Origin of the sequence: Burkholderia catarinensis (genome assembly GCF_001883705.2) — a bacterium.
Taxonomy (GTDB): Bacteria; Pseudomonadota; Gammaproteobacteria; order Burkholderiales; family Burkholderiaceae; genus Burkholderia; species Burkholderia catarinensis.
On the sequence record NZ_MDEQ02000005.1, the window covers coordinates 108,156 to 128,339 of the forward strand.

The 20,184-nt window shown below is 69.6% G+C and carries 21 protein-coding genes; 2 read left to right on the forward strand and 19 right to left on the reverse strand.

The features are described from left to right. Nucleotides 1-48 precede the first annotated feature (48 nt). The 19 genes from BFF94_RS09655 to BFF94_RS09745 all read right to left on the reverse strand — a co-directional run bounded on the left by BFF94_RS09655 (nucleotide 49) and on the right by BFF94_RS09745 (nucleotide 19,485). Nucleotides 49-2,511, reverse strand: coding sequence for an efflux RND transporter permease subunit (locus BFF94_RS09655; protein ID WP_219139249.1), 2,463 nt, complete (start codon nucleotides 2,509-2,511; stop codon nucleotides 49-51). A 97-nt stretch (nucleotides 2,512-2,608) separates the two neighbouring features. Next, complete coding sequence (locus tag BFF94_RS09660) at nucleotides 2,609-3,568, reverse strand: WD40/YVTN/BNR-like repeat-containing protein (protein ID WP_219139250.1); 960 nt, start codon at nucleotides 3,566-3,568, stop codon at nucleotides 2,609-2,611. A 153-nt stretch (nucleotides 3,569-3,721) separates the two neighbouring features. Beyond that, complete coding sequence (locus tag BFF94_RS09665) at nucleotides 3,722-4,927, reverse strand: acetyl-CoA C-acyltransferase (RefSeq protein ID WP_219139251.1); 1,206 nt, start codon at nucleotides 4,925-4,927, stop codon at nucleotides 3,722-3,724. A gap of 12 nt (nucleotides 4,928-4,939) precedes the next feature. After that, a complete protein-coding gene (locus tag BFF94_RS09670) occupies nucleotides 4,940-5,431 on the reverse strand; it encodes a MaoC family dehydratase (protein ID WP_128841337.1) in 492 nt (163 codons plus the stop codon). Continuing rightward, on the reverse strand, nucleotides 5,431-6,231 hold the full coding sequence (locus tag BFF94_RS09675; protein ID WP_128841322.1) for an SDR family oxidoreductase: 801 nt from the start codon (nucleotides 6,229-6,231) through the stop codon (nucleotides 5,431-5,433). The genes BFF94_RS09670 and BFF94_RS09675 overlap by 1 nt, the downstream gene beginning before the upstream one ends. Beyond that, entirely contained in the window at nucleotides 6,228-7,430 is a 1,203-nt protein-coding gene (locus BFF94_RS09680; protein ID WP_128841323.1) for an acyl-CoA dehydrogenase family protein, read from the reverse strand. The genes BFF94_RS09675 and BFF94_RS09680 overlap by 4 nt, the downstream gene beginning before the upstream one ends. Further along, entirely contained in the window at nucleotides 7,427-8,662 is a 1,236-nt protein-coding gene (locus BFF94_RS09685; RefSeq protein ID WP_219139252.1) for an acyl-CoA dehydrogenase family protein, read from the reverse strand. Before BFF94_RS09685 ends, BFF94_RS09680 begins: the two co-directional genes overlap by 4 nt. 109 nt (nucleotides 8,663-8,771) lie before the next feature. Continuing rightward, nucleotides 8,772-9,662, reverse strand: a complete 891-nt coding sequence (locus BFF94_RS09690) for an SDR family oxidoreductase (protein ID WP_128841324.1) — start codon at nucleotides 9,660-9,662, stop codon at nucleotides 8,772-8,774. Nucleotides 9,663-9,695: 33 nt separating this feature from the next. Further along, nucleotides 9,696-10,847 carry an acetyl-CoA C-acetyltransferase gene (locus BFF94_RS09695; RefSeq protein WP_128841325.1) on the reverse strand — a complete coding sequence of 384 codons (1,152 nt, stop codon included), beginning with the start codon at nucleotides 10,845-10,847 and terminating at the stop codon, nucleotides 9,696-9,698. Next, entirely contained in the window at nucleotides 10,847-11,914 is a 1,068-nt protein-coding gene (locus tag BFF94_RS09700) for an acyl-CoA dehydrogenase family protein (protein ID WP_219139253.1), read from the reverse strand. The genes BFF94_RS09695 and BFF94_RS09700 overlap by 1 nt, the downstream gene beginning before the upstream one ends. Nucleotides 11,915-11,949: 35 nt before the next feature. Then, entirely contained in the window at nucleotides 11,950-13,119 is a 1,170-nt protein-coding gene (locus tag BFF94_RS09705) for an acyl-CoA dehydrogenase family protein (RefSeq protein WP_128841326.1), read from the reverse strand. Beyond that, on the reverse strand, nucleotides 13,116-13,925 hold the full coding sequence (locus tag BFF94_RS09710; protein ID WP_219139254.1) for an enoyl-CoA hydratase family protein: 810 nt from the start codon (nucleotides 13,923-13,925) through the stop codon (nucleotides 13,116-13,118). The genes BFF94_RS09705 and BFF94_RS09710 overlap by 4 nt, the downstream gene beginning before the upstream one ends. 25 nt (nucleotides 13,926-13,950) lie before the next feature. Next, on the reverse strand, nucleotides 13,951-15,039 hold the full coding sequence (locus BFF94_RS09715) for an NAD(P)H-dependent flavin oxidoreductase (RefSeq protein ID WP_219139255.1): 1,089 nt from the start codon (nucleotides 15,037-15,039) through the stop codon (nucleotides 13,951-13,953). Beyond that, a complete protein-coding gene (locus BFF94_RS09720) occupies nucleotides 15,036-15,962 on the reverse strand; it encodes an enoyl-CoA hydratase (protein WP_128841328.1) in 927 nt (308 codons plus the stop codon). The genes BFF94_RS09715 and BFF94_RS09720 overlap by 4 nt, the downstream gene beginning before the upstream one ends. Before the next feature lie 8 nt (nucleotides 15,963-15,970). Further along, a complete protein-coding gene (locus BFF94_RS09725) occupies nucleotides 15,971-16,768 on the reverse strand; it encodes a CoA-transferase subunit beta (protein WP_128841329.1) in 798 nt (265 codons plus the stop codon). A 10-nt stretch (nucleotides 16,769-16,778) separates the two neighbouring features. Further along, a complete protein-coding gene (locus tag BFF94_RS09730) occupies nucleotides 16,779-17,672 on the reverse strand; it encodes a CoA transferase subunit A (RefSeq protein WP_128841330.1) in 894 nt (297 codons plus the stop codon). Nucleotides 17,673-17,681: 9 nt separating this feature from the next. Continuing rightward, on the reverse strand, nucleotides 17,682-18,578 hold the full coding sequence (locus BFF94_RS09735) for a VOC family protein (protein ID WP_128841331.1): 897 nt from the start codon (nucleotides 18,576-18,578) through the stop codon (nucleotides 17,682-17,684). A gap of 267 nt (nucleotides 18,579-18,845) precedes the next feature. Next, complete coding sequence (locus BFF94_RS09740; protein WP_201260341.1) at nucleotides 18,846-19,262, reverse strand: type II toxin-antitoxin system VapC family toxin; 417 nt, start codon at nucleotides 19,260-19,262, stop codon at nucleotides 18,846-18,848. After that, complete coding sequence (locus BFF94_RS09745) at nucleotides 19,249-19,485, reverse strand: FitA-like ribbon-helix-helix domain-containing protein (protein ID WP_128841333.1); 237 nt, start codon at nucleotides 19,483-19,485, stop codon at nucleotides 19,249-19,251. Before BFF94_RS09745 ends, BFF94_RS09740 begins: the two co-directional genes overlap by 14 nt. On the opposite strand from BFF94_RS09745, the gene BFF94_RS09750 reads away from it, so the two are divergent. Next, nucleotides 19,484-19,663, forward strand: coding sequence for a hypothetical protein (locus BFF94_RS09750; RefSeq protein ID WP_128841334.1), 180 nt, complete (start codon nucleotides 19,484-19,486; stop codon nucleotides 19,661-19,663). The genes BFF94_RS09745 and BFF94_RS09750 overlap by 2 nt on opposite strands. 196 nt (nucleotides 19,664-19,859) lie before the next feature. Then, on the forward strand, nucleotides 19,860-20,162 hold the full coding sequence (locus BFF94_RS09755; RefSeq protein ID WP_128841335.1) for an ArsR/SmtB family transcription factor: 303 nt from the start codon (nucleotides 19,860-19,862) through the stop codon (nucleotides 20,160-20,162). Nucleotides 20,163-20,184: the final 22 nt, after the last annotated feature.

A 20,184-nucleotide genomic window follows, 5' to 3' on the forward strand; every position in this document is an offset into this window, starting at 1 on the left:
GAGAGCGCGCGACGGCCCGCCGCGCGCGGGGGAAATGGGGTGCGCCGTTCAGCGCATCGGGTTGCCGTGCTCGAGCGCGGGCGACGGCTTCAGCGGCGCGGGGGCCGCCGGCGACGGCGGCTGCCGCTGCGAAACGCGGCGCTCGGCACGCTCGACGCCGAGCCACGCGGCGAGCGCGGGCAGCAGGAACACCGCGCCGAACAGGTTCACGAGGAACATGAACGCGAGCAGCACGCCCATGTCGACCTGGAACTTCAGCGCGGAGAACGCCCACGTGCCGACGCCGATGAACATCGTGACGGCCGTGAACAAAGCCGCCGTGCCGCGCTGGCGCATCGCGTCGGCAAACGCGTCCGGCAGCGTCGCACCGTGGCGGATGTCGTGCTGCAGGCGCTCGTACAGGTAGATCCCGTAATCGACGCCCACGCCCACGCCGAGCGTGATCACCGGCAGCGTCGCGACCTTCAGCCCGATGCCGAGGCGCGCCATCACCGCATTGCACAGGATCGACACGAGCGTGAGCGGCACGACGATGCACAGCACCGCGCGCCACGAGCGGAACGTCACCGCGCAGAGCAGCGCGATCGCGCCGAAGATCGACAGCAGCATCGCGATCTCCGCGTCGCCGACGGCCTCGTTGGTCGCGGCCATCACGCCGACGTTGCCGCCCGCGAGCCGGAACGCGACGTTCGGCGTCGGGTTCCCGGCCGCGAAGCGCCTGATCTCGTCGACGATGTGCGCGATGGTCGTGCCTTCGTGGTTCTTCGTGTAGATCAGCACCTGGATCGCCTTGCAGTTCGCGGTGTTCATTCCGTTGTCGGGATCGAACGCGCTGGAACCCTGCGTGAGCCCGTCGCTGGAGCGCGGCAGCGCGGCCCAGCGCGGATTGCCTTCGTTGAACGCGGCGATGAACACCTTGCCCTGCGACGACACGCTCGTCACCGACTGCACGCCGGCCACGCCGCGCATGTTCATCTCGAACTTCTCGATCGCGCTCATCACCGGGTAATGCAGGCACGCATCGTCGAAGCCGGTCGTCTCGACGATCACCGACAGCACGTCCACGCCGATGTTGTACTGGTGCGTGATCGCCGCGTTGTCGATGTTGTAGCGCGAGTTCGCGCGCAGCTCCGGCGCGCCGGTGCCGATGTCGCCGATCTCCAGCTTGCGCGATTCGAGCGTGCCGTACGCGAGCAGCGCGAGCGCCACCGCGAACACGCCGAGCGCGGGCGCCGGCCGCGCGAACACCGCGAAGCGCGACCATATCCGGCTGCCGCCGGCCGCCGCCGTACGCTGCGCGCGCGCCAGCGTGCCGCGTTCGAGGCGCGTGTACGACAGCAGGATCGGCAGGAACACCTTGTTCGTGACGATCATCAGCAGCACGCCGAGGCACGCGGTGATGCCGAGCTCGCGCACGATGTCGATCCTGATCCGCATGATCACCATGAAGCCGAGCGCGTTGGTCAGCAGCGCGACGGTGCCCGGCACGAACAGCTTGCGGAACGCGTCGCGTGCGGCGTCGACCGACGACGCGCCGCGCACCAGCGCCTGCTTCCATGCGTTGGTCATCTGCACCGCATGCGACACGCCGATCGAGAAGATCAGGAACGGCACGAGGATCGACATCGGGTCGATGCCGAGCCCGAGCAGCGGCAGCGCGCCGAGCAGCCAGACGACCGGCAGCAGCGCGACGACGAGTGCCAGCACGGTGGTCTTCAGCGAGCGCGTATAGCCGAACAGCAGCGCGGCCGTCACGAGGAACGCGAGCGCGAAGAACGCCATCACGCCCGCGATGCCGTTCTCGACGTCGCCGACCAGCTTCGCGAAGCCGATGATGTTCACGTCGATGCCCTGCTTCGCATACTTCGCGCGGATCTCCTCGAGCTGGCGCGCGACCGCGCTGTAGTCGAGCCGCTTGCCGGTCGCGGGATCGGTCTCGCGCAACTCGGCACGGATCAGCGCCGACTTCAGGTCGTTGCCGACGAGGCGGCCGATCTGCCCGGAGCGCGCGACGTTGCGGCGCACTTTCGCGAGATCGTCGGGGTTCGCGCTGGAGAACTGGCCGGGCACGACCACATCGCCGCGAAAGCCGGCCTCGGTCACCTCGGTGTAGTGGACGTTCGGCGTGAACAGCGAGAACACGCGCGACCGGTTCACGCCGGGGATGAAGAAGACGTCGTCGGTCGCATGGCGCAGCGCGTCCATGAACGTCTGGTTGTAGATGTCGCCGTCGCCCTTCCAGCGCAGGCTCACGAGGATCGTGTTCGCGCCGGGGAACGCCCCCGCGTAGCGCTCGAACACCTGCATGTACGGGTGCTGCATCGGGATCATCTTGTTGAAGCCCGGATCGAGCTTCAGGCGCGTCGCGGACAAGCCGAGCGCGAGCGTCACCGCGACGCAGAGCAGCGTCAGCAGCCGGCGCCGGCGAATGATCGTGTTGGCGCAGCGCTCGACGAACGCGGCGAGGCGCGATGCGGGAACGGCTTCGGGGGGGCGTGACAGGTCGTTCATGGAATTCTCGGGTCGGTACGGACGGGCGATGCGAAACGAACCAAAGCGGACGGAAACCGGCGGCCGCGGCGGCTGCAACGGCCGCCGTGGCCGCGCATCAGGACGGCGCCGCGGCGAGCGGCGCGACGCCCGCCTCGCCGCCGAGCAGCAGCGCGCCGTGGCCCATGTCGAGCACGGCCGCGAGGCTCTGCACGCCGCCGAGCTTGCGCACGTCGAAGGTCAGCCCGCCGTCGCGCGACGCGACGATCGCGCCGCCCTGGCCGACCAGCACGAGTTCGCCGTCGGCGAGCTGGGTCGCGCCGAAATACGACACCGGCACGCGGCTGTCGACATGCGTCCACGTCGCGCCGCGATCGGTGCTGCGCACCACGTTGCCGCGCATCCCGTACGCGACCCAGTCGCCGTTCGCGAGCATCAGCGCGCCGAACAGCGAGCCGGCGTACGGCGAAGGCAGCTTGTCCCACGTGGCGCCGTTGTCGGTCGAGCGCAGCAGCGTGCCGCTCTCGCCCGCGACCAGCAGGTTGCCGTGGCCGTCGCCGACGATCGCGTTCAGGTGACGGTCGCCCGCCGGCGTCTTCACGGTCTGCCACGTGATGCCGGCGTCGTCCGAGCGCAGCAGCTGGCCGAAGCTGCCGGCCGCGAACAGCCGGCCCTCCGCGGTGCCCCACACGGACAGCAGCGGATCGGAATGCGCGTGGTCCATGTGCACCTCGCGCCAGTGCGCGCCCGCGTCGTCGCTGCGGACGATCCGGCCGTCGTGGCCGACCGCGATCCCGAGCGTCGGCGTGATGAAGCGCACCTGCGTGAGCGTCGACCCCGGGTCGGGGGTGACCGACGCGGGCCGCCAGTGGCTGCCCGCGTCGTCGCTCAGCAGGATCACGCCGCGTTCGCCGACCGCGACGATGCGCGTGCCGGCCCTGGCGAGCCCATTGACCTGCAGCTTGTCCGCATGGATCGCGGTGACCGGGAACGCCGGCAGCGGGCGCGGCGAAAACGCGAACAGCGCAGCGCCGAGCACGAGCGCCGACATCGCGAGTCCGGGCAAAGTTCGTTTCATCGCTTGTCTCCTTCCTGGGGCTGCGTCCGACGGCGGTGCACGCCGAAGCGCCAACCTCCGTCGGCTGCAAGTCTCCGGGCCGTCGGTCGTCGCCGCGGCCTCGAATGGTCCTGAATGGCTGGCCGCCGCTTCCGGCGGCCGGTCCGGCTCGGGCTACGCGCCGACCTCGAACAGCGCGGCGGCGCCCATCCCGCCGCCGATGCACATCGTCACGACCGCGTGCCGCACGCCGCGCCGCGCGCCCTCGAGCAGCGCGTGCATCGTCATCCGCGCGCCCGACATCCCGAACGGATGGCCGAGCGCGATCGCGCCGCCATCCACGTTCAGGCGCTCGTCGGGGATGCCGAGCGTGTCGCGGCAATACAGCGCCTGGCACGCGAACGCCTCGTTCAGCTCCCACAGCCCGACGTCGGCCACGGTCATCCCGAAGCGCGCCAGCAGCTTCGGGATCGCGAACACCGGGCCGATGCCCATCTCGTCCGGCTCGCAGCCGGCCACCGCGAGACCGCGGAACGCGCCGAGCGGCGTCAGCCCGCGGCGTGCCGCCTCGCCGCGCGACATCACGACCACGGCCGCCGCGCCGTCCGACAGTTGCGACGCATTGCCGGCCGTCACGAACTCGCCCTGCTCGACGACCTTGCCGCCGCTCCACGACGGCTTCAGCCCCGCGAGCCGCCCGGCTGTCGTGTCGGCGCGCACGCCTTCGTCGCGCGCCGCGCGCAGGCTCTCGTGGCCGGCCGGGTTGCCTTCCTTGTCGAACAGCGCGCGCCGCACGTCGAGCGGCGCGATTTCCGCGTCGAAGCGGCCGGCCGCCTGGGCGTCGGCCGTGCGCTGGTGGCTCTGCAGCGCGAATGCGTCCTGCGCCGCGCGCGAGATCCCGTAGCGGCGCGATACGATCTCGGCCGTTTCCATCATCGCGATGTACGCGGCCGGCTGGTGGTCGAGCACGGCCTGCGAACGCGCGCGATACGCGTTCTTGTGCTTGTTCTGCGTGAGCGAGATCGACTCGACGCCGCCCGCGACGACGATCCGCGCGTCGCCCGCGCCGATGCCGCGCGCGGCGCTCGCGATCGCCATCAGGCCCGACGAGCACATGCGGTCGATCGCCATGCCGGGCACCGACGCCGGCAGCCCGGCTGCCGCGGCCGACAGGCGGCCGATGTTGTAGCCCTGCGTGCCCTGCTGCGCGGCGCAGCCGATCACCACGTCGTCGACGTCGGCCGGCGCGACGCCCGCGCGTTCGAGCGCGGTACGCACGACGTGGCCGCCTAGCGCGGGCGCCTCGGTGTCGTTGAACATGCCGCGAAACGCCTTGCCGATCGGCGTGCGTGCGACGGAAACGATGACTGAGTCTTCCATAAGTCTGGCTCTCTAGAAGTAATAGCGGCTGATCGTGTCGGCGACGCAGCCGGGCTTGCCCTCGCCTTCGCCCTCGATCTCGACGGTCACGCGTATCCACGCCTGCACGCCGCCGTCGAGCGGCTCGACGCGCAGCAGCTCGCCGACGCCGCGCACGCGCGCGCCGACCGTCACCGGCGCCGGGAAACGGATCCTGTCGCAGCCGTAGTTGACGCCGAGCCGCGCGCCGTCGATGCGCACGATCTGCGGCAGGAAGTGATTGACGAGCGACAGCGTCAGGTAGCCGTGCGCGATGCACACGCCGAACGGGCCGTCCTTCGCGCGCACCGGATCGACGTGCACCCACTGGTGATCGCCCGTCGCGTCGGCGAAACCGTCGATGCGGATCTGGTCGATCGCGAGCCACGCGCTCGCGCCGAGCGTGTTGCCGACGGCTGCCACAAGTTCGCCGGGATGCGCGAACACGCGGGGCGTCGCGCACACGGGGTCGAGGGTCGTGTCCATCATGCGTGCTGGCTGCTGACCGACAGCACTTCGCCCGTCATGTACGACGCGTAATCGCTTGCAAGAAACACCATCACGTTCGCGACCTCCCAGACTTCGGCGGCGCGCCCGAAGGCTTCGCGCGACGCCAGTTGATTCAGCAAGTCGGCCGGCGCCGACTTCTTCAGAAAATCGTGCATCGCGATGCTCGGCGCGACCGCGTTGATGCGCACGCCGTATGGCGACGCCTCGAGCGCCGCGCAGCGCGTGAGCGCCATCACGCCCGCCTTCGCCGCCGCGTAGTGCGCCTGTTCCGCCTGCGCACGCCAGCCGAGCACCGATGCGTTGTTGACGATCGCGCCACGGCCTCGGGCCTGCATGTGCGGCAGCATCGCGCGCGTCATCCGGAACGTCCCGGTCAGGCTAATGTCGATCACGCGCGACCATTCGGCATCGTCCATATCGACGATGCGGGCCGCCCCGCCGAGCCCGGCGTTGTTGATCAGCACGTCGACGCCGTCGAGCTGGTCCTGCGCGTCCGCGACGAGCGCCTGCACGTCGGCCTCGACCGCGACGTTGCACAGGCGGCCGTAGACCTGTTGCAGCCCCGTCTCGGCGCGCAGCGTCTGAACCGCCTGTTCGAGGCGCTTCTCGTGGATATCGGAGATGAACAGCGCGCGACAGCCTTCTTCCGCGCAGCGGCGCGCGGCCGCGAAGCCGATGCCGGCGCCGGCGGCGGCCGTGATCAGCACCGATTTGCCGGCGAGCAGCTGGTGGCCGGGTACGTACGCCGGTGCTTTCTGGATCTGGGGTTCGGTCATGCTGTGCCTCGCGGTTCCCTTGGCATGCCGAGCCCGCGCTCGGCCATGATGTTGAGCTGGATTTCGTTGGTGCCGGCGTAGATCGTGTCCGCGCGGGAGAACAGGAATACGCGCTGCAGGTGGGTGAGCTTTTCGTCGGCCGGATCGATCACGTTCGCGCGCGGTCCCAGCGCGTCCATCGCGAGCTGGCCGAGGTCGCGGTGCCAGTTCGACCAGTAGTACTTGTAGATCAGCGCCTCGCGGCGCAGCGGCGCGCCGGCCCCGCCGTCGGCGTCGTCCGAGCAGGACAGCATCCGCAGCGCGTTGTAGCGCATCACGCGCAGCCCGGCCCAGGCGCGGCCGATCCGCTGGCGCAGCACGGGGTCGCGGTCCGCGCCCGATTCGCGCGCGGCGTCGATCACCCATTCGAGCTCGCGGACGAACTGCATCTGCTGGCCGAGCGTCGACATCCCGCGCTCGAAGCCGAGCAGCGTCATCGCGATCCGCCAGCCGTCGCCCGGCGCGCCGACGAGGTCGCGTGCTTCCGCGCGCGCGCCGTCGAAGAACACTTCGTTGAATTCCGCGCCGCCGTTGAGCTGCCTGATCGGCCGGATCTCGATGCCCGGCTGGTCGAGCGGCATCAGCAGGAACGACAGCCCCTTGTTGCCCTTCGACGCGGGATCGGTACGCGCGAGCACGAAGATCCAGTCGGAATCGTGCGCGAGCGACGTCCACACCTTCTGGCCGTACACGCGCCACGTGCCGTCCGCATCCTGTTCGGCGCGCGTGCGCACGTTGGCCAGATCGGAGCCCGCGCCCGGCTCCGAGTAGCCCTGGCACCAGAACTGCGTGCCGGCCAGGATGCCGGGCAGGAAGCGCGCGCGCTGGTCGTCGGTGCCGCATGCGACGAGCGTCGGCCCGAGCAGCCCTTCGCCAATGTGACCCATCCGCCCCGGGCCGCCTGCTCGCGCGTATTCCTCGTGGAAGATCACCTGCTCGGCAACCGTGAAGCCGCGCCCGCCGGCGCCGGTCGGCCAGCCGAGCCCGGTCCAGCCGCCCAGCGCCAGTTCCCGTTCCCACGCCTTGCGCAGTTCGGGCCACGCTTCCTCGTCGCCGGGGCCGCCACGGTATTTCAGGCACGCGAATTCGCCGGTCAGGTGCGACTGCACCCAATCGGCCACTTCGTGCCCCAATTGCTGTTCGCGCGTTTCGCTGTTCATTGGAGTGCTCCCGCGCGTGTGGTCGATGGGCGGGATGCCGCCGCAGCCGATGGTTCGAACGCTTCGTCGCGATGCGATGCGCCGCCGTCGATCGCATGGCATGCGATCCATTCGAGCAGTTGCGGCGTGCTGCCGAACTGCGCGCCCGACGCCTGCGCGCGCTTGAAGTAGAGATGCGGGTCGTATTCCCACGTGAAGCCGACGCCGCCGTGCAACTGGATCGCTTCCTGCGCGCAGAACGCATACGCGTCGTTCGCGGCGGCTTTCGAGGCCGCGATGTCGGCGCGCAACGCGGCGCCCGGCGTCGCGCCCGGTTCTGCATCCCATGCATGCGCGGCGCCGAGCACGGCCGAGCGCGCCGATTCGATCAGCACCATCATCTGCGCGCAACGGTGCTTGACCGCCTGGAACGACGCGATCGCACGGCCGAACTGCACGCGCTGGCTCGTGTAGTCGAGCGTCAGGTCGAGGCATTGCTGTGCGCCGCCGAGCTGTTCGGCGGCCAATACGAGCGCCGCGAACCACCCCGCTCGTTCGAGCACCTGTGCGGCAACGGCGCCGCTGGCGAACAGCGCGTCACGGCTCACACGGGTTTCGTCGAGGACGACGCGCGCGATCGGCCGCGTCGTGTCGAGCGTGTCGAGCGGCGTGACGCTCAGGCCGGCCGCCGTCGCGACGTCGATCGCGAACAGTCCGATCGCCTGCCCTTCGTTCGCGATCCGCGCAGGGATCAGCAGCAGGTCGGCGCGCACTCCGTCGATCAACTGTTCGATCGTGCCGGACAGCGCGTAACCGCCCGCCGCTTCCTCCGCGACGACCGGCAGCCGCCATGAACCGGCCGGCACGCCGAACGGCAGCGCCAGCGTCGCGCTGCACGCGCCTTCGGCGATCCTCGCGAGCCAGCCGGTTGCCGGCGGCGCGGCGGCGCAGCCCGCGAGCGCGGTCGCCGCGAGGCATGCGGTCGAGAAATACGGCACGCACGCGATGCGCCGGCCGAGCTGTTCCATCAGCACGGTCTGCTCGAGCGCACCGAGCCCGAGGCCGCCCGCCGCTTCCGGCAGCGCCAGCGCGTTCCAGCCGAGCTCGCCCGCGAGCGCGGCCCACAGCGCATCGTCACGGCCGGCCGACTGCTCGAGCGCGCGGCGCACGTCGGCGGACGCACTGCGTTCGGCGAGCACGTCGGCCGCCGCGTCGCGAATCATCGCCTGTTCGTCGGTGAGCGAAAATTTCATCAGTTGCTCCGAGAAGCGTGGCCATTTCCCCCCAAGGAGACTTCCTTCGGGGCGCATGGCGGGGAGGAGTGGGAATCCTTCGCCTTCAGGCGGCGGAGGACGTCAACGGTCAGCTCCCGTACACGCACTGCGCGGGCCGCGCGTCGGCGAGCAGTTGCACCACCGCCGGGCCGACCTCGGCCGGCGCCCAGCGCGTGCCGCGATCGACGCTCGGGCCCGTGCGCCAGCCCTCCGCGACCGCGATCATCCCGCCCGCGACCTCGAATACCTGGCCCGTCACGTCGGCCGACAGCGCGCTGCCGAGCCACACGACGAGCGGCGCGACGTTGGCCGGGTCGAAATAGTCGAAGCCGCCGTCCTCCGGCTTCTTCATCATGTCGGCGAACACGCCTTCGGTCATCGACGTGCGCGCGGCCGGCGCGAGCGCGTTCACGCGCACGCCGTAGCGCTGCAGCTCGGCCGCCTGCATCAGCGTGAGCGCGGCGATCCCGGCCTTCGCCGCGCCGTAGTTCGACTGGCCGATCGAGCCTTGCAGCCCGGCGCCCGAACTCGTGTTGACGATCCGCGCGTCGACCGGGTGGCCGGCCTTCGCGGCGTCGCGCCACACGCGCGCCAGCACGCTCGACAGGCAGAAGTGACCGCGCAGGTGCACGCGCATCACGTCGTCCCAGTCGGCTTCGGTCATGCTCGTGAACATCTTGTCGCGGCAGATGCCCGCGTTGTTGACGAGCACGTGGATGTCGCCGAACGCTTCGCGCGCGGCGTCCGCGATCCGCTGCGCGGTATCGACGCGCGTGATGTCGTCCGAATTCGCGATTGCGCGGCCGCCACCGCTTCCACCTCGATTGGCGATCTCGTCGCACACGGCCTGCGCGGCGTCGTGCCGGATGTCGTTGACGACGACCGCCGCGCCTTCGGCCGCGAACGCGAGCGCGTATTCGCGCCCGAGCCCGCCGCCCGCGCCGGTGATGATGACGGTGCGTCCGTTACAGATTCCCATGCTTGTGCCTCGTGGATCGTGAAAGTGACGCGCTCACAGGCGCTCGATGATCGTGACGTTCGCGAGGCCGCCGCCTTCGCACATCGTCTGCAGGCCGTAGCGGCCGCCCGTGCGCTCCAGCTCGTGCAACAGCGTCGTCATCAGCCGCGCGCCCGTCGCGCCGAGCGGATGGCCGAGCGCGATGCCGCCGCCGTTCGGGTTGGTCTTTTCGTGCGGGAAACGCGTGTCGGCGAGCCAGGCCAGCGCGACCGACGCGAACGCCTCGTTCATTTCGACGCTGTCGATCTGCGACCAGTCGAGGCCGGCCTTGGCAAGCGCCGCCTTCGTTGCCGGGATCGGCGCGGTGAGCATCCACAGCGGATCGTCGCCGAGCACGCTCAGGTGATGGATGCGGGCGCGCGGCGTGAGCCCGTAGCGCTTGAGCGCATCCTCCGACACGATCAAGAGCGCGGCGGCCGCATCGCAGGTCTGGCTCGCGACGGCGGCCGTCAGCGAGCCGCCCGGCGCGAGCGGTTCAAGCGTCGCCATTTTTTCGAGCGACGTGTCGGGGCGCGGCGTTTCGTCGTGCATCACGCCTTCGAGCGGCACGATTTCCCGCCTGAAATGACCGGCCTCGATCGCCGCGACCGCGCGGCGGTGGCTTTCGAGCGCATAGCGCTCCATCGCGTCGCGCGACAGGTTCCAGTGATCGGCGATCCGCTGCGCGGCGGCGAACTGCGACACCGGCGCGTCGCCGAAACGCGCGCGCCAGCCGGTGCTGCCCGAGAACGGATCGGTGAAGCCGAGCGGCGCCGCGCAAGTCATCGCGGACGAGATCGGGATCTGCGTCATGGTCTGCACGCCGCCCGCGACGACGACGTCCTGCACGCCGCTCATCACGGCCTGCGCGGCGAAGTGCACGGCCTGCTGCGACGAGCCGCACTGGCGGTCCACCGTCACGCCCGGCACCTGCAGCGGCAACCCGGCCGCGAGCCAGCAGGTGCGCGCGATGTTGCCCGCGAGCGGGCCGATCGTGTCGACGCAGCCGAACACCACGTCGTCGTATTCGTCGGCCGGGATCGCGTTGCGTTCGACGAGCGTCTTCAGCACGAAGCCGCCGAGGTCCGCCGCATGCACGTGCGCGAGCCCGCCCTTGCGGCGGCCGGTCGGCGTGCGCAGCGCGTCGACGATATAGGCTTGTTTCATCAATTCGTTTCCTCGAGGTCGAAGGTCTGCGCGGGGCCGATCGGCAATGCGTCGCCGAGGATCGCTTCGGCCACGCGGGCCTTGTGGAACGCGCTGTCGCCCCAGCTTCCGGCGAGCGCCCAGATCCGCTTCATGAAGATCTGCAGGTCGAGCTCCCACGTGTAGCCGATCGCACCGTGCACCTGCATCGTGTGGCGCGCGGCCAGTTGCGCGGCCGAGGTCGCCGCGAGCTTCGCGTGCGACACGAACACCGCGCGCTGCGGGTGATCGTCGGCGATCGCCTGCGCGGCGCGCGCGACCACCGGCCGCGCGAACTCGTAGCGGATCGCGACATCGGCAAGCAGATGCTTGAGCGCCTGGTACGAGCCGATCGCCTTGCCGAACTGCTTGCGCTGCGCGCTGTAGTCGATCGCGACGTCGAGCACGCGCTGCGTGAGGCCGAGCAGTTGCGCGGCGACCGCGAACGCGCCGTGGTCGAGCGCGCGATCCAGCAGCGGCGCGGCTTCGTCCGCGCCCGCGATGCGCGTAGCCGGCGACGGTTCCCAGTCGAGCGTGAACAGGCGCCGCGACGGGTCGACGCTGTCGACCGCGCGCCATGCGCACTGGGCGGGATCGACGCGGTGCAGCTCGCCGCGGTGTTCGCACAGCAGCGTCTGCGCGACGTGCACGTCGGCCGCATACGGGTTCACCGGATGCACGAGCGCGACGCGCGCGCGCCCTTCGGCGATGTCGCGCAGCAGCGCGTCGCGCCAGTCGCTCGCAGGCAACCGCGCGAGCACGCCGGCCGACACGAGCGCCGTGTCGAGCAGCGGCTCGGGGCTGCCGAAGTAGCCGTACGCCTGAGCGAGCAGCGCCCATTCCGCTTCGGTCAGGCCAAGGCCGCCGTGCGCCTCGGGCACCGACACGGCGGTCAGGCCCTGCGACGCGAACAGCGCCCAGAGCGCGTCCGAGCGCCCGGTCGGCGTGGCCCAGAGCTCGCGGATCAGCTCGGGCGTCATCTCGGTCATCAGCAGGCGCTTCACGCTGTCCGCGAGCGCTTCCTGGTCTTCATCGAATACGAAATCCATACGATGTCCGTTCAGTGAGGGGAGCGCCGGCGCCGTTACGCGCGCGGCATGCCGAGCATCCGTTCGGCGACGATGTTGCGCTGGATCTCGTTGGTGCCCGCGTAGATCGTGCCGGCCTGCGCGAACAGGAAACCGTCGAGCCAGTGGCCGAGCGTCGCGTGCTGCGCGGGCGTCTGCGGGACGACCTCGCCGTGCGCGCCGAGGATGTCGAGCGCGGTCTGGTGCATGCGCAGGTCGAGCTCCGACCAGAACACCTTGTTGGTGCTCGACTCCGCGCCGATGTGGCCGCCCTTCAGCAGCCGGCTCGCGGTCGCGTAGGTCGACAGCGCATACGCCTGCGCATCCATCCACGCCGACACCACGCGCTCGCGCAGCGTCGGGTCGCGGTCCGCGCTGTCGCGATGCGCGAGATACAGGTCGCGCAGCGCCTGCGCGGTGCGCTGGAAGCGCGCGGGCGAACGCAGCATCAGCCCGCGCTCGAAACCGGCCGTCGCCATCGCGACCTGCCAGCCCGCGCCTTCGGCCGCGAGCCGGTTCCCGACCGGCACGCGCACGTCGTCGAAGAAAATTTCCGCGAAACCGGTCTGCCCGTTCAGCTGCCGGATCGGCCGCACGGTGATGCCCGGCGCGGACAGCGGCACCATCAGGAACGTGAGCCCGTGGTGGCGCGACGATTCGGGATCGCTGCGGAACAGCCCGAACAGCCAGTCGGCCCACACCGCGCGGGTCGACCAGATCTTCTGGCCGTTCAGCACGTATTCGTCGCCGATGCGGATCGCCGTCGTGCGGATCGCGGCCATGTCCGAGCCCGCGTTAGGCTCCGACCAGCCCTGCGCCCACACGTGCTCGCCGGCCGCCATCGCCGGCAGGAAGCGCGCCTTCTGCTCCGCGGTGCCGAAATCCATCAGCGTCGGGCCGAGCAGGAAGATGCCGTTCTGGTTCACGCGCATCGGCGCGTCGGCGCGCCAGTACTCTTCCTCGAAGATCAGCCACTCGATCAGGTCGCAGCCGCGCCCGCCCAGCTCGCGCGGCCACGTGACCATGCTCCAGCGGCCCGAGTGCAGCGTGCGCTCCCATTCGCGGTGTGCGGCGAAGCCTGCCTCGGTATCGAAACTCGGCAGCCGCTCGCGCGGCACGTGCGCGGCGAGCCATGCGCGGATTTCCGCGCGGAACGCCTGCTGCTGCGGCGTATAGGTCAGGTTCATGCGCGTGCCTCCCCGGCGCTCGCCTGCGCGTCGAAGCGCGCGTCGCGCTTCTCGACGAACGCGGCGCGCGCCTCGGTCGAGTCGTTCGTCATGTACGCCTGCAGCGTGAAGCCCTGCTCCCAGCGGTACTTGTCCTCGAGATCGCCGTCCTCGACGCCGTTCAGCGCTTCCTTCGCTAGCCGGACCATCGCCGGGCTCTTCTCGGCGATCCTGCGGGCGATCGCGAGCGCCGCGTCGCGCAGCGCGTCGCGCGCGACGACCTGCTCGATCGCGCCGAGCCGGTACGCTTCGGCCGCGTCGATCATCTCGCCCGTGAAGTACATCGTGCGCACCTTCTGTACGCCGAACAGCCGCTGCAGGTGCGCGCCGCCGCCCATCGCGCCGCGGTCGATCTCGGGCACGCCGAAGCGCGCGCAGTCGGCCGCGACGACGATGTCCGCCGCGCCGCAGATGCCGATCCCGCCGCCGAGCACGAAGCCGTGCACCGCCGCGATCACCGGCTTCGGGTTGCGGTGCACCGCGCGGAACGTCTCGTAGTTGCCCGCGTTGACCGACACGATCCGCTCCGGATGCGCGGCCAGCTCCTTGATGTCGACGCCCGCGCAGAAGCCGCGGCCTTCGCCGCGCACGACGATCACGCGCACGTCGTCGTCCGCGCCGAGCGCGTCGAGCGCACGGGCGAGCGCATGCCAGCCCTGCGCGTCGAGCGCATTCACGGGCGGCTGGGCGATCACCAGTTCGGCGATGCCGTCGGCGCGATCGATCCGGAACGGCGTCGCGCCGGCCGGTTGGTTGGATGCTGTCATCTCCTCTGCCTCCCTGTGATTGTGTTCACGCGGCCTGCGCTGCCGGCGCGCTACGCAGCGCGGCCAGTGCGTCGAGCCGCTCGCCGGCCTCCGCGACGATCCGCGCGATCAATGCGTCGCACGATTCGATCGCGCCGATCATCGCGGCCGCCTGGCCGCTCGGCAGCACCCCCTCGTCGGGGCGGCCTTCGACGATCGCGCGCTGGATCAGGAACGGCGCGTTCGCGGCCATCAGCGTCTGGCTGGCGGTGTAGTCGTGCGAGCGCAGCGCCTTGATCGCGAGGCCGAGCATGTCGCTCGTGCGCAGGCCGTTCTGGCGCCGCCAAGCTTCGGCCGTCTTCAGCGCGAACAGCGTGCGGCGCAGCGGGCCGAAGCGCTCGAGCTTCAGCAGGTACGGGTTGTCGATCATCCGTTGCGGCAGCCCGTCGAGCGCTTCCGATACGCGGATCCGAGCCGGGTCGCCGACCGCGACGTAGCGGTCGAGCGTCTCGCGCGGCACCGGCGATTCGGCGGTCATCAGGAAGCGCGTGCCCATCGCGATGCCGGCCGCGCCGTACGCGAGTGCGGCCGCCAGCCCGCGCCCGTCGAAGAACCCGCCGGCCGCGACGACCGGCACCCGCACCGCGTCGAGCACTTTCGGCAGCAGCAGCGTGGTCGGCACCGAGCCCGTGTGGCCGCCGCCTTCCGCGCCCTGCACCGTCACGATGTCCGCGCCGAGTTCGACCGCCTTCGCCGCGTGCTTCGGCGCGCCGACCGTCGGCATGCAGACGATGCCGGCGTCCTTGAAGCGGCGGATCGTCTTCGCGTCCGGCCCGCGGCCATAGCTGACCGCGCGCAGCCTGTGCTTGATCGCGAGATCGACCACCTGCGCTGCGTTCTTCTGGAACATGTGGAAATTGATGCCGAACGGCTGGTCCGTCAGCGACTTCACCTTCAGGATCTCGGCCTCGACCTGTTCGGGCTCGAGCGTCGCGCCGGCCAGGAAGCCGAAGCCGCCCGCGTTGCTTGTGGCCGCGACGAGCCGTGCGTCGGCCACCCAGCCCATCGCGGTCTGCACGATCGGGTAGCGGCAGCCGAGCAGGTCGCACAAAGGGGTATGCAGCGTCGTGCTCATGCGGCCGCTCCGTTGACGGCGACCGGTGCGGCGTCGGCCAGCGCTTCGCCGTCCGCCGGTTCCGGCCGGCGCTGCGAGCTGGCCATCTTGCGCGCGTCATAACCGCCGAGGCGGTCGCCGCTGACGAGCTCGTTATGCGCATGCGCGAAGTGATGCCACGCGAATGCCGCGTCCATCGCCGCGCGCTTGCCCTGCAGTTCCTCAACGTGGTTCAGCGCCTGCTTGGTCAGCGTGAGCCCGAGGCGCGGCATCGTCGCGATCTTCGCGGCGATCGCGTAGGTCGCATCGCGCAGGCGCTCGCGCGGCACCACGCGGTTGACCATCCCCATCTGGTACGCGCGCTCGGCCGGCATCCGCTCGCCGAGGAACAGGAATTCCTTCGCGATGCGCGGGTTCAGCTCGTACGCATGCGCGAAATACTCGACGCCCGGAATCCCCATCCGCACGACCGGATCGGCGAAGAACGCATCCTCCGACGCGACGATCAGGTCGCACACCCACGCGAGCATCAACCCGCCCGCGATGCACGCGCCCTGCACCATCGCGATCGTCGGCTTCGGCAAGTCGCGCCAGCGCCGGCACATCCCGAGGTACACCTCCTGCTCGCGCGCATAGAGGAACTCGCCGCCGTCCTTGTCGACGTGGTCGTACCAGAGCGACGCGCGATCGAACGACTCGTGGATGTCGCGGCCCGGCGTGCCGATATCGTGCCCCGCCGAGAAGTGCTTGCCGGCGCCCGCGAGCACGATCGCCTTCACCGCGTCGTCGTGCGCCGCGCGCCGGAACGCCGCGTCGAGCGCATACGTCATCTTCGAGTTCTGCGCGTTGTGATACTCGGGACGGTTCATCGTGATCGTCGCGATGCCGTCCTCTGCCGCGTAGTCGACGACACCGTCGCCGAACGTCATCCGGGTCGCTTCCATGTGGGGCCTCATCCTCGGCGCGGCGCCGGATTGTTGCGCACGATCGTCGCGCGCAGGTTGTGCGGATCGAGCGAGCGCACGATGCGCAGGTCTTCCGGGTTCGGCGCGGCCGTCGTGCCGATGTCGGACGCAGCGATCAGCGGGAACCCCGTCGCGTCCTGCACCTCGTCGAAGCTCACGCCCGGATGCAGCGAACGCACGCGGATCGCGTGGTCGGGCCCGCCGAAATCCATCACGCACAGGTCGGTGACGATGCTGCGCAGGTCGACGAAGGTCTTCATCCCGGGCAGTCGGCGCGCGGGGTTGTAGCCGACCGTGCACACCATGTCGACTTCGCCCGCGACGAACGTGCGCTTGCCGTGGCCGCTGACGAAGAACGAGTTCGCGTGGTTCGTCGTGTTGCCGGGGAAGCCGCGCGCGCCGAGCAACTGCGTCTTCGGCTGCGCGTAGTCGTCGCCAAGCCACGAAATGTTGGCCTGGCCGAAGCGGTCGATCTGCGTCGGCATCACGAGCGCGTGGCGGCGGCCGTGCCACAGGCAGTCGAACACGCGTTCGTACGTCATCCACCCGCTCGCCTTCACGCGATAGCCGTCGGAGCGCGGGCCGAGCGGCACCGGCTCCTCGACGAGATACGCTTCGCCGTCGGTCAGCATCAGCCCGTTGTTGTACGCGAGCCGCGCGAGGCCAGCCGCGAGCCGCGGGCCCGTGCCGATGCCGGTCGCCAGCACTTCGCCGTCGTCGCGCCAGAGTCGCGCGGACGCGACGATCATCAGTTCCGCGAGGGTATGGTCGAGAGATTCGCTCACAGGCGCTCCTTTACAGAATCGGCAACGGCAGCGTCGTCACGTGCGACAGCCCGCCGACGCCTTCGAGGTACTGGCGTTCGTCCCGGCCGACCACGTCGCGCAGGTACGCCGCCGTCTTCGCGTCGTCTTCCGCGCTGGCGCAGTACGCGCGCAGGTGCGGCAGGTCCCAGCCGTAGGCCGGCCCGCACGAGCTCGGATGCGCGCCGCCCGGCGCGTGCACGACGCCCGTGACGAGCGAGCGCTCGAACGGATGGCGTTTCGCGGCGTCGAGGTCTTCGCTCGCGAGCGACGCGTCGACCGTTTCGGCCGACACGTAGCAGCGCTGCGCGGCGCGCGCCATCCACGCATCGAAGAACGGATCGGGGCCGTCGATGCGCGTGTTGCCCATCCGGTCGGCCGCGTTCACGTGCAGCAGCGCGACGTCGAGTTCGATCGCGGGCATCGCGAGCAGCGTCTCGCCGTCGTCGTACGGCGATTTCACCGTACGCAGTTGCGGCGCGTGATCGAGCAGCGCGGTGCCGAGCCCGGCGCGGGTCGGCAGGAACGGCAGGCGCGCGGCGGCCGCGCGCAGGCCGAGCTGCAGCATCCCTTCGTCGAGTTCGAGCACGTCGATACGGCCCTGTTCACGGGCCCGGCGGAAATGCGGTTCGAGCGGAATCACGTCGAGCGACACGAAGCCGAACACCGCCTTGCGCACCTTGCCCGCCGCGCACAGCAGGCCGACATCGGCGCCGCCGTACGCGACGACCGTCAGGTCCTTCAGGCTCGAGCGCGCGATTTCGCGCACCAGCGCCATCGGCTTGCGCCGCGGCCCCCATCCGCCGATGCCTATCGTCATGCCGTCGGCGAGTTGCGCGACCACGTCGCGCGCGGACATCGTCTTGTCGAGAGGTTTCATCGTCATCGTGCTGGCTTACCGGTATCCGATGCTGAAATCGTGGCCCCACTGGCTCACCTGGGTGGCCTCGAACACCGCGTGCTTCGACCAGTCGACCGTGAGGCCGCCGAAGCCGTATTCGAGATCGAAGCCGCCGGGGGTCTTCATGTAGAAAGAGATCATCTGGTCGTTGCAGTGCCGGCCGAGCGTCGCGGACATCTTCACGTCGTGCGCGGCGACGCGATCCAGCGCGCGGCCCACTTCGTCCATCGAGTCGACTTCGGCCATCACGTGCACGCAGCCCGACGGCACGGCCATCTCGAACAGCGCGAGGCTGTGATGGCGCGCGTTGCGGCAGTGCATGAAATGGATGCGCTTTTCGGGTTCGGCCGGATCGGGCGTGAACTTCACGCGATAGATGTCGGACAGCTCGAAGCCGAGCACGCCGCGCACGAATGCGTCGGTCGCGTCGAACTGCGGCGCGGGCAGCACCGCGTGGCCGAGCCCCATGTCGCCGGTGACGAAACGCGCGACGCCCAGCGGCGACACGAAGCGGCGGAAGTCGCAGCGCGCGCCCCAGTACAGCTCGTGACGGTTGCCGGACGGGTCGGTGCACCACGCCATCGCCTGCACGCGGCGCAGCGCGGCTTCGTCGCGGGTGGCGCGCACCGGCTCGACGCCCGCCCGCTGCAGGGCCGCCAGCGCGGCGTCGAACGCGGCGCCGTCGGGCAGTTCCCAGCCCGACGCGAAATAGCGGTCGGTCGAGCCGGGGACGATCACGTAGCGGAAATCGCGCTCGTCCATCTTCAGGTACAGCGCGCCGTCGGGCGCGTCGAGCGCCTGCATGCCCAGCACGTCTTCCGCGTAGCGGCGCCACGCATCGACGCGCGTCGCCTCGACGACGACATAGCCAAGCGCACGGACATCGATCATGTCGGCCTCCTCCTGGTTCAGAATCCGTTGTTCGTGAAAGGATTCTGGCCGGTCGGGGGTGGCGTTACATCGTCTGTTGGGACGAGAGGACGGGCGAGAAAAGGCGGGAGTTGCGACGCGGAACGTGCGCCGGAGGGGAAGGCGGTGCCGGCGCGTCGCATGCGCCGGCCGTGCCGGGCCCGATCACGGGAGCCGGCGTGCGAGCCGGGGCGGCCTGCCGGCCGCCGCCCGAATCATCGCCGTGCAACGCTGACCGGCGCGGCGACGCTAGTCAAACGGGTTCAGCAACCGGACACCGGTACGAGCAAAATCGTCGACGTTGCGCGTGACCACCGTGAGATCGTTGATCAGCGCGGTGGCCGCGATCAGCTTGTCGAGCTCGTGGGTCGGATCGGGCACGCGCAAATGCCCCCACATCTGGCCGATCTCGATATCGACCGGCAGGATGTTCGGCGCATAGCCGGACAGGATCATCGCGATCCAGGCTTCGAGCGCCGACGCCTGGCTGTGATCGCCGCGATGACGGACCAGGTCGACGCCGCGCCGAAGCTCGGCCACCGTCACGACGGACAGGTAAAGCGGGCTCGCGTGGGCTTCGGCCTGCCTGAAGAACGCCCGCACGCCGCGGTTGGTTCGCTTGCCCTTCCTGATTTCGCTGATGACATTCGTATCAATCAAAAACACGCCTGACCTCGCCGGAATCCTGAACACGTTGGAAATCCGCGTCTTCGCCAACCTCGGGCATGCTCATCAGCGCTTGCGCAAATGTCCGCCGCTTCGGCCGGCCGAGCGCATCGGCCAGGATGGCCCGATGCTCCGCTTCGGCGCTCCGGCCGTTTGCCGCAGCCTGCTCGCGCAGGCTCTGAACGATACTGTCTTCCACGTTACGCACCAGTAGATTTGCCATGGTTACCTCCATTCAGGTTGCTATCAATGATAGCGCCATGACGGTGGATTGCAAGCATTGCTATCATCGTCACGATGAATGGAAGGCGGTGGTTGGCGTCGGCGAGCAGCAACGGCAGCATGAATCCATCCCGCTTCCGCCGCTCGCCCGACACGTCGAACTGCTGTCAGCAAGGTAAGCCGGATCGAAGCAATGAAATAGACGGCCGAATGGCTATTCGCGGCAGGATGCTTGCGTGGTACGGCGTCATTCACCGCCGCCGGTCGGTACGCACCACGACAACTCAACCGCCTGGAGGCCGGTTCAAAAAGACCCCGCATGACGGCGGCAGGCGCTCGCATTGACATATCGGTAAATTTCGATATGATCGCGTGATGGACTTGCTCGAAATATTCAAAGCCCTCTCGAACCGTACACGCCTTGAAATCCTGCAAGGGTTGAAGGATCCCGCGAAGAACTTCCCTCCGCAGGATGAAGGTGACGTTCTGACGGTGGGCGTCTGCGTCAGCAGTATTCAAGAAGGTGTCGGACTGTCGCAGTCAACGGTGTCCGATTATCTTGCAACCCTGCAACGGGCAGGCCTGGTCGAAGTCAGGCGCATCGGTCAGTGGACCTACTACAAGCGCAACGAAGCAGCCATCAGTGCGCTTGCCAAGACCATCGGGAAAGAACTGTAATTTTTTACCCCATTATATCGAC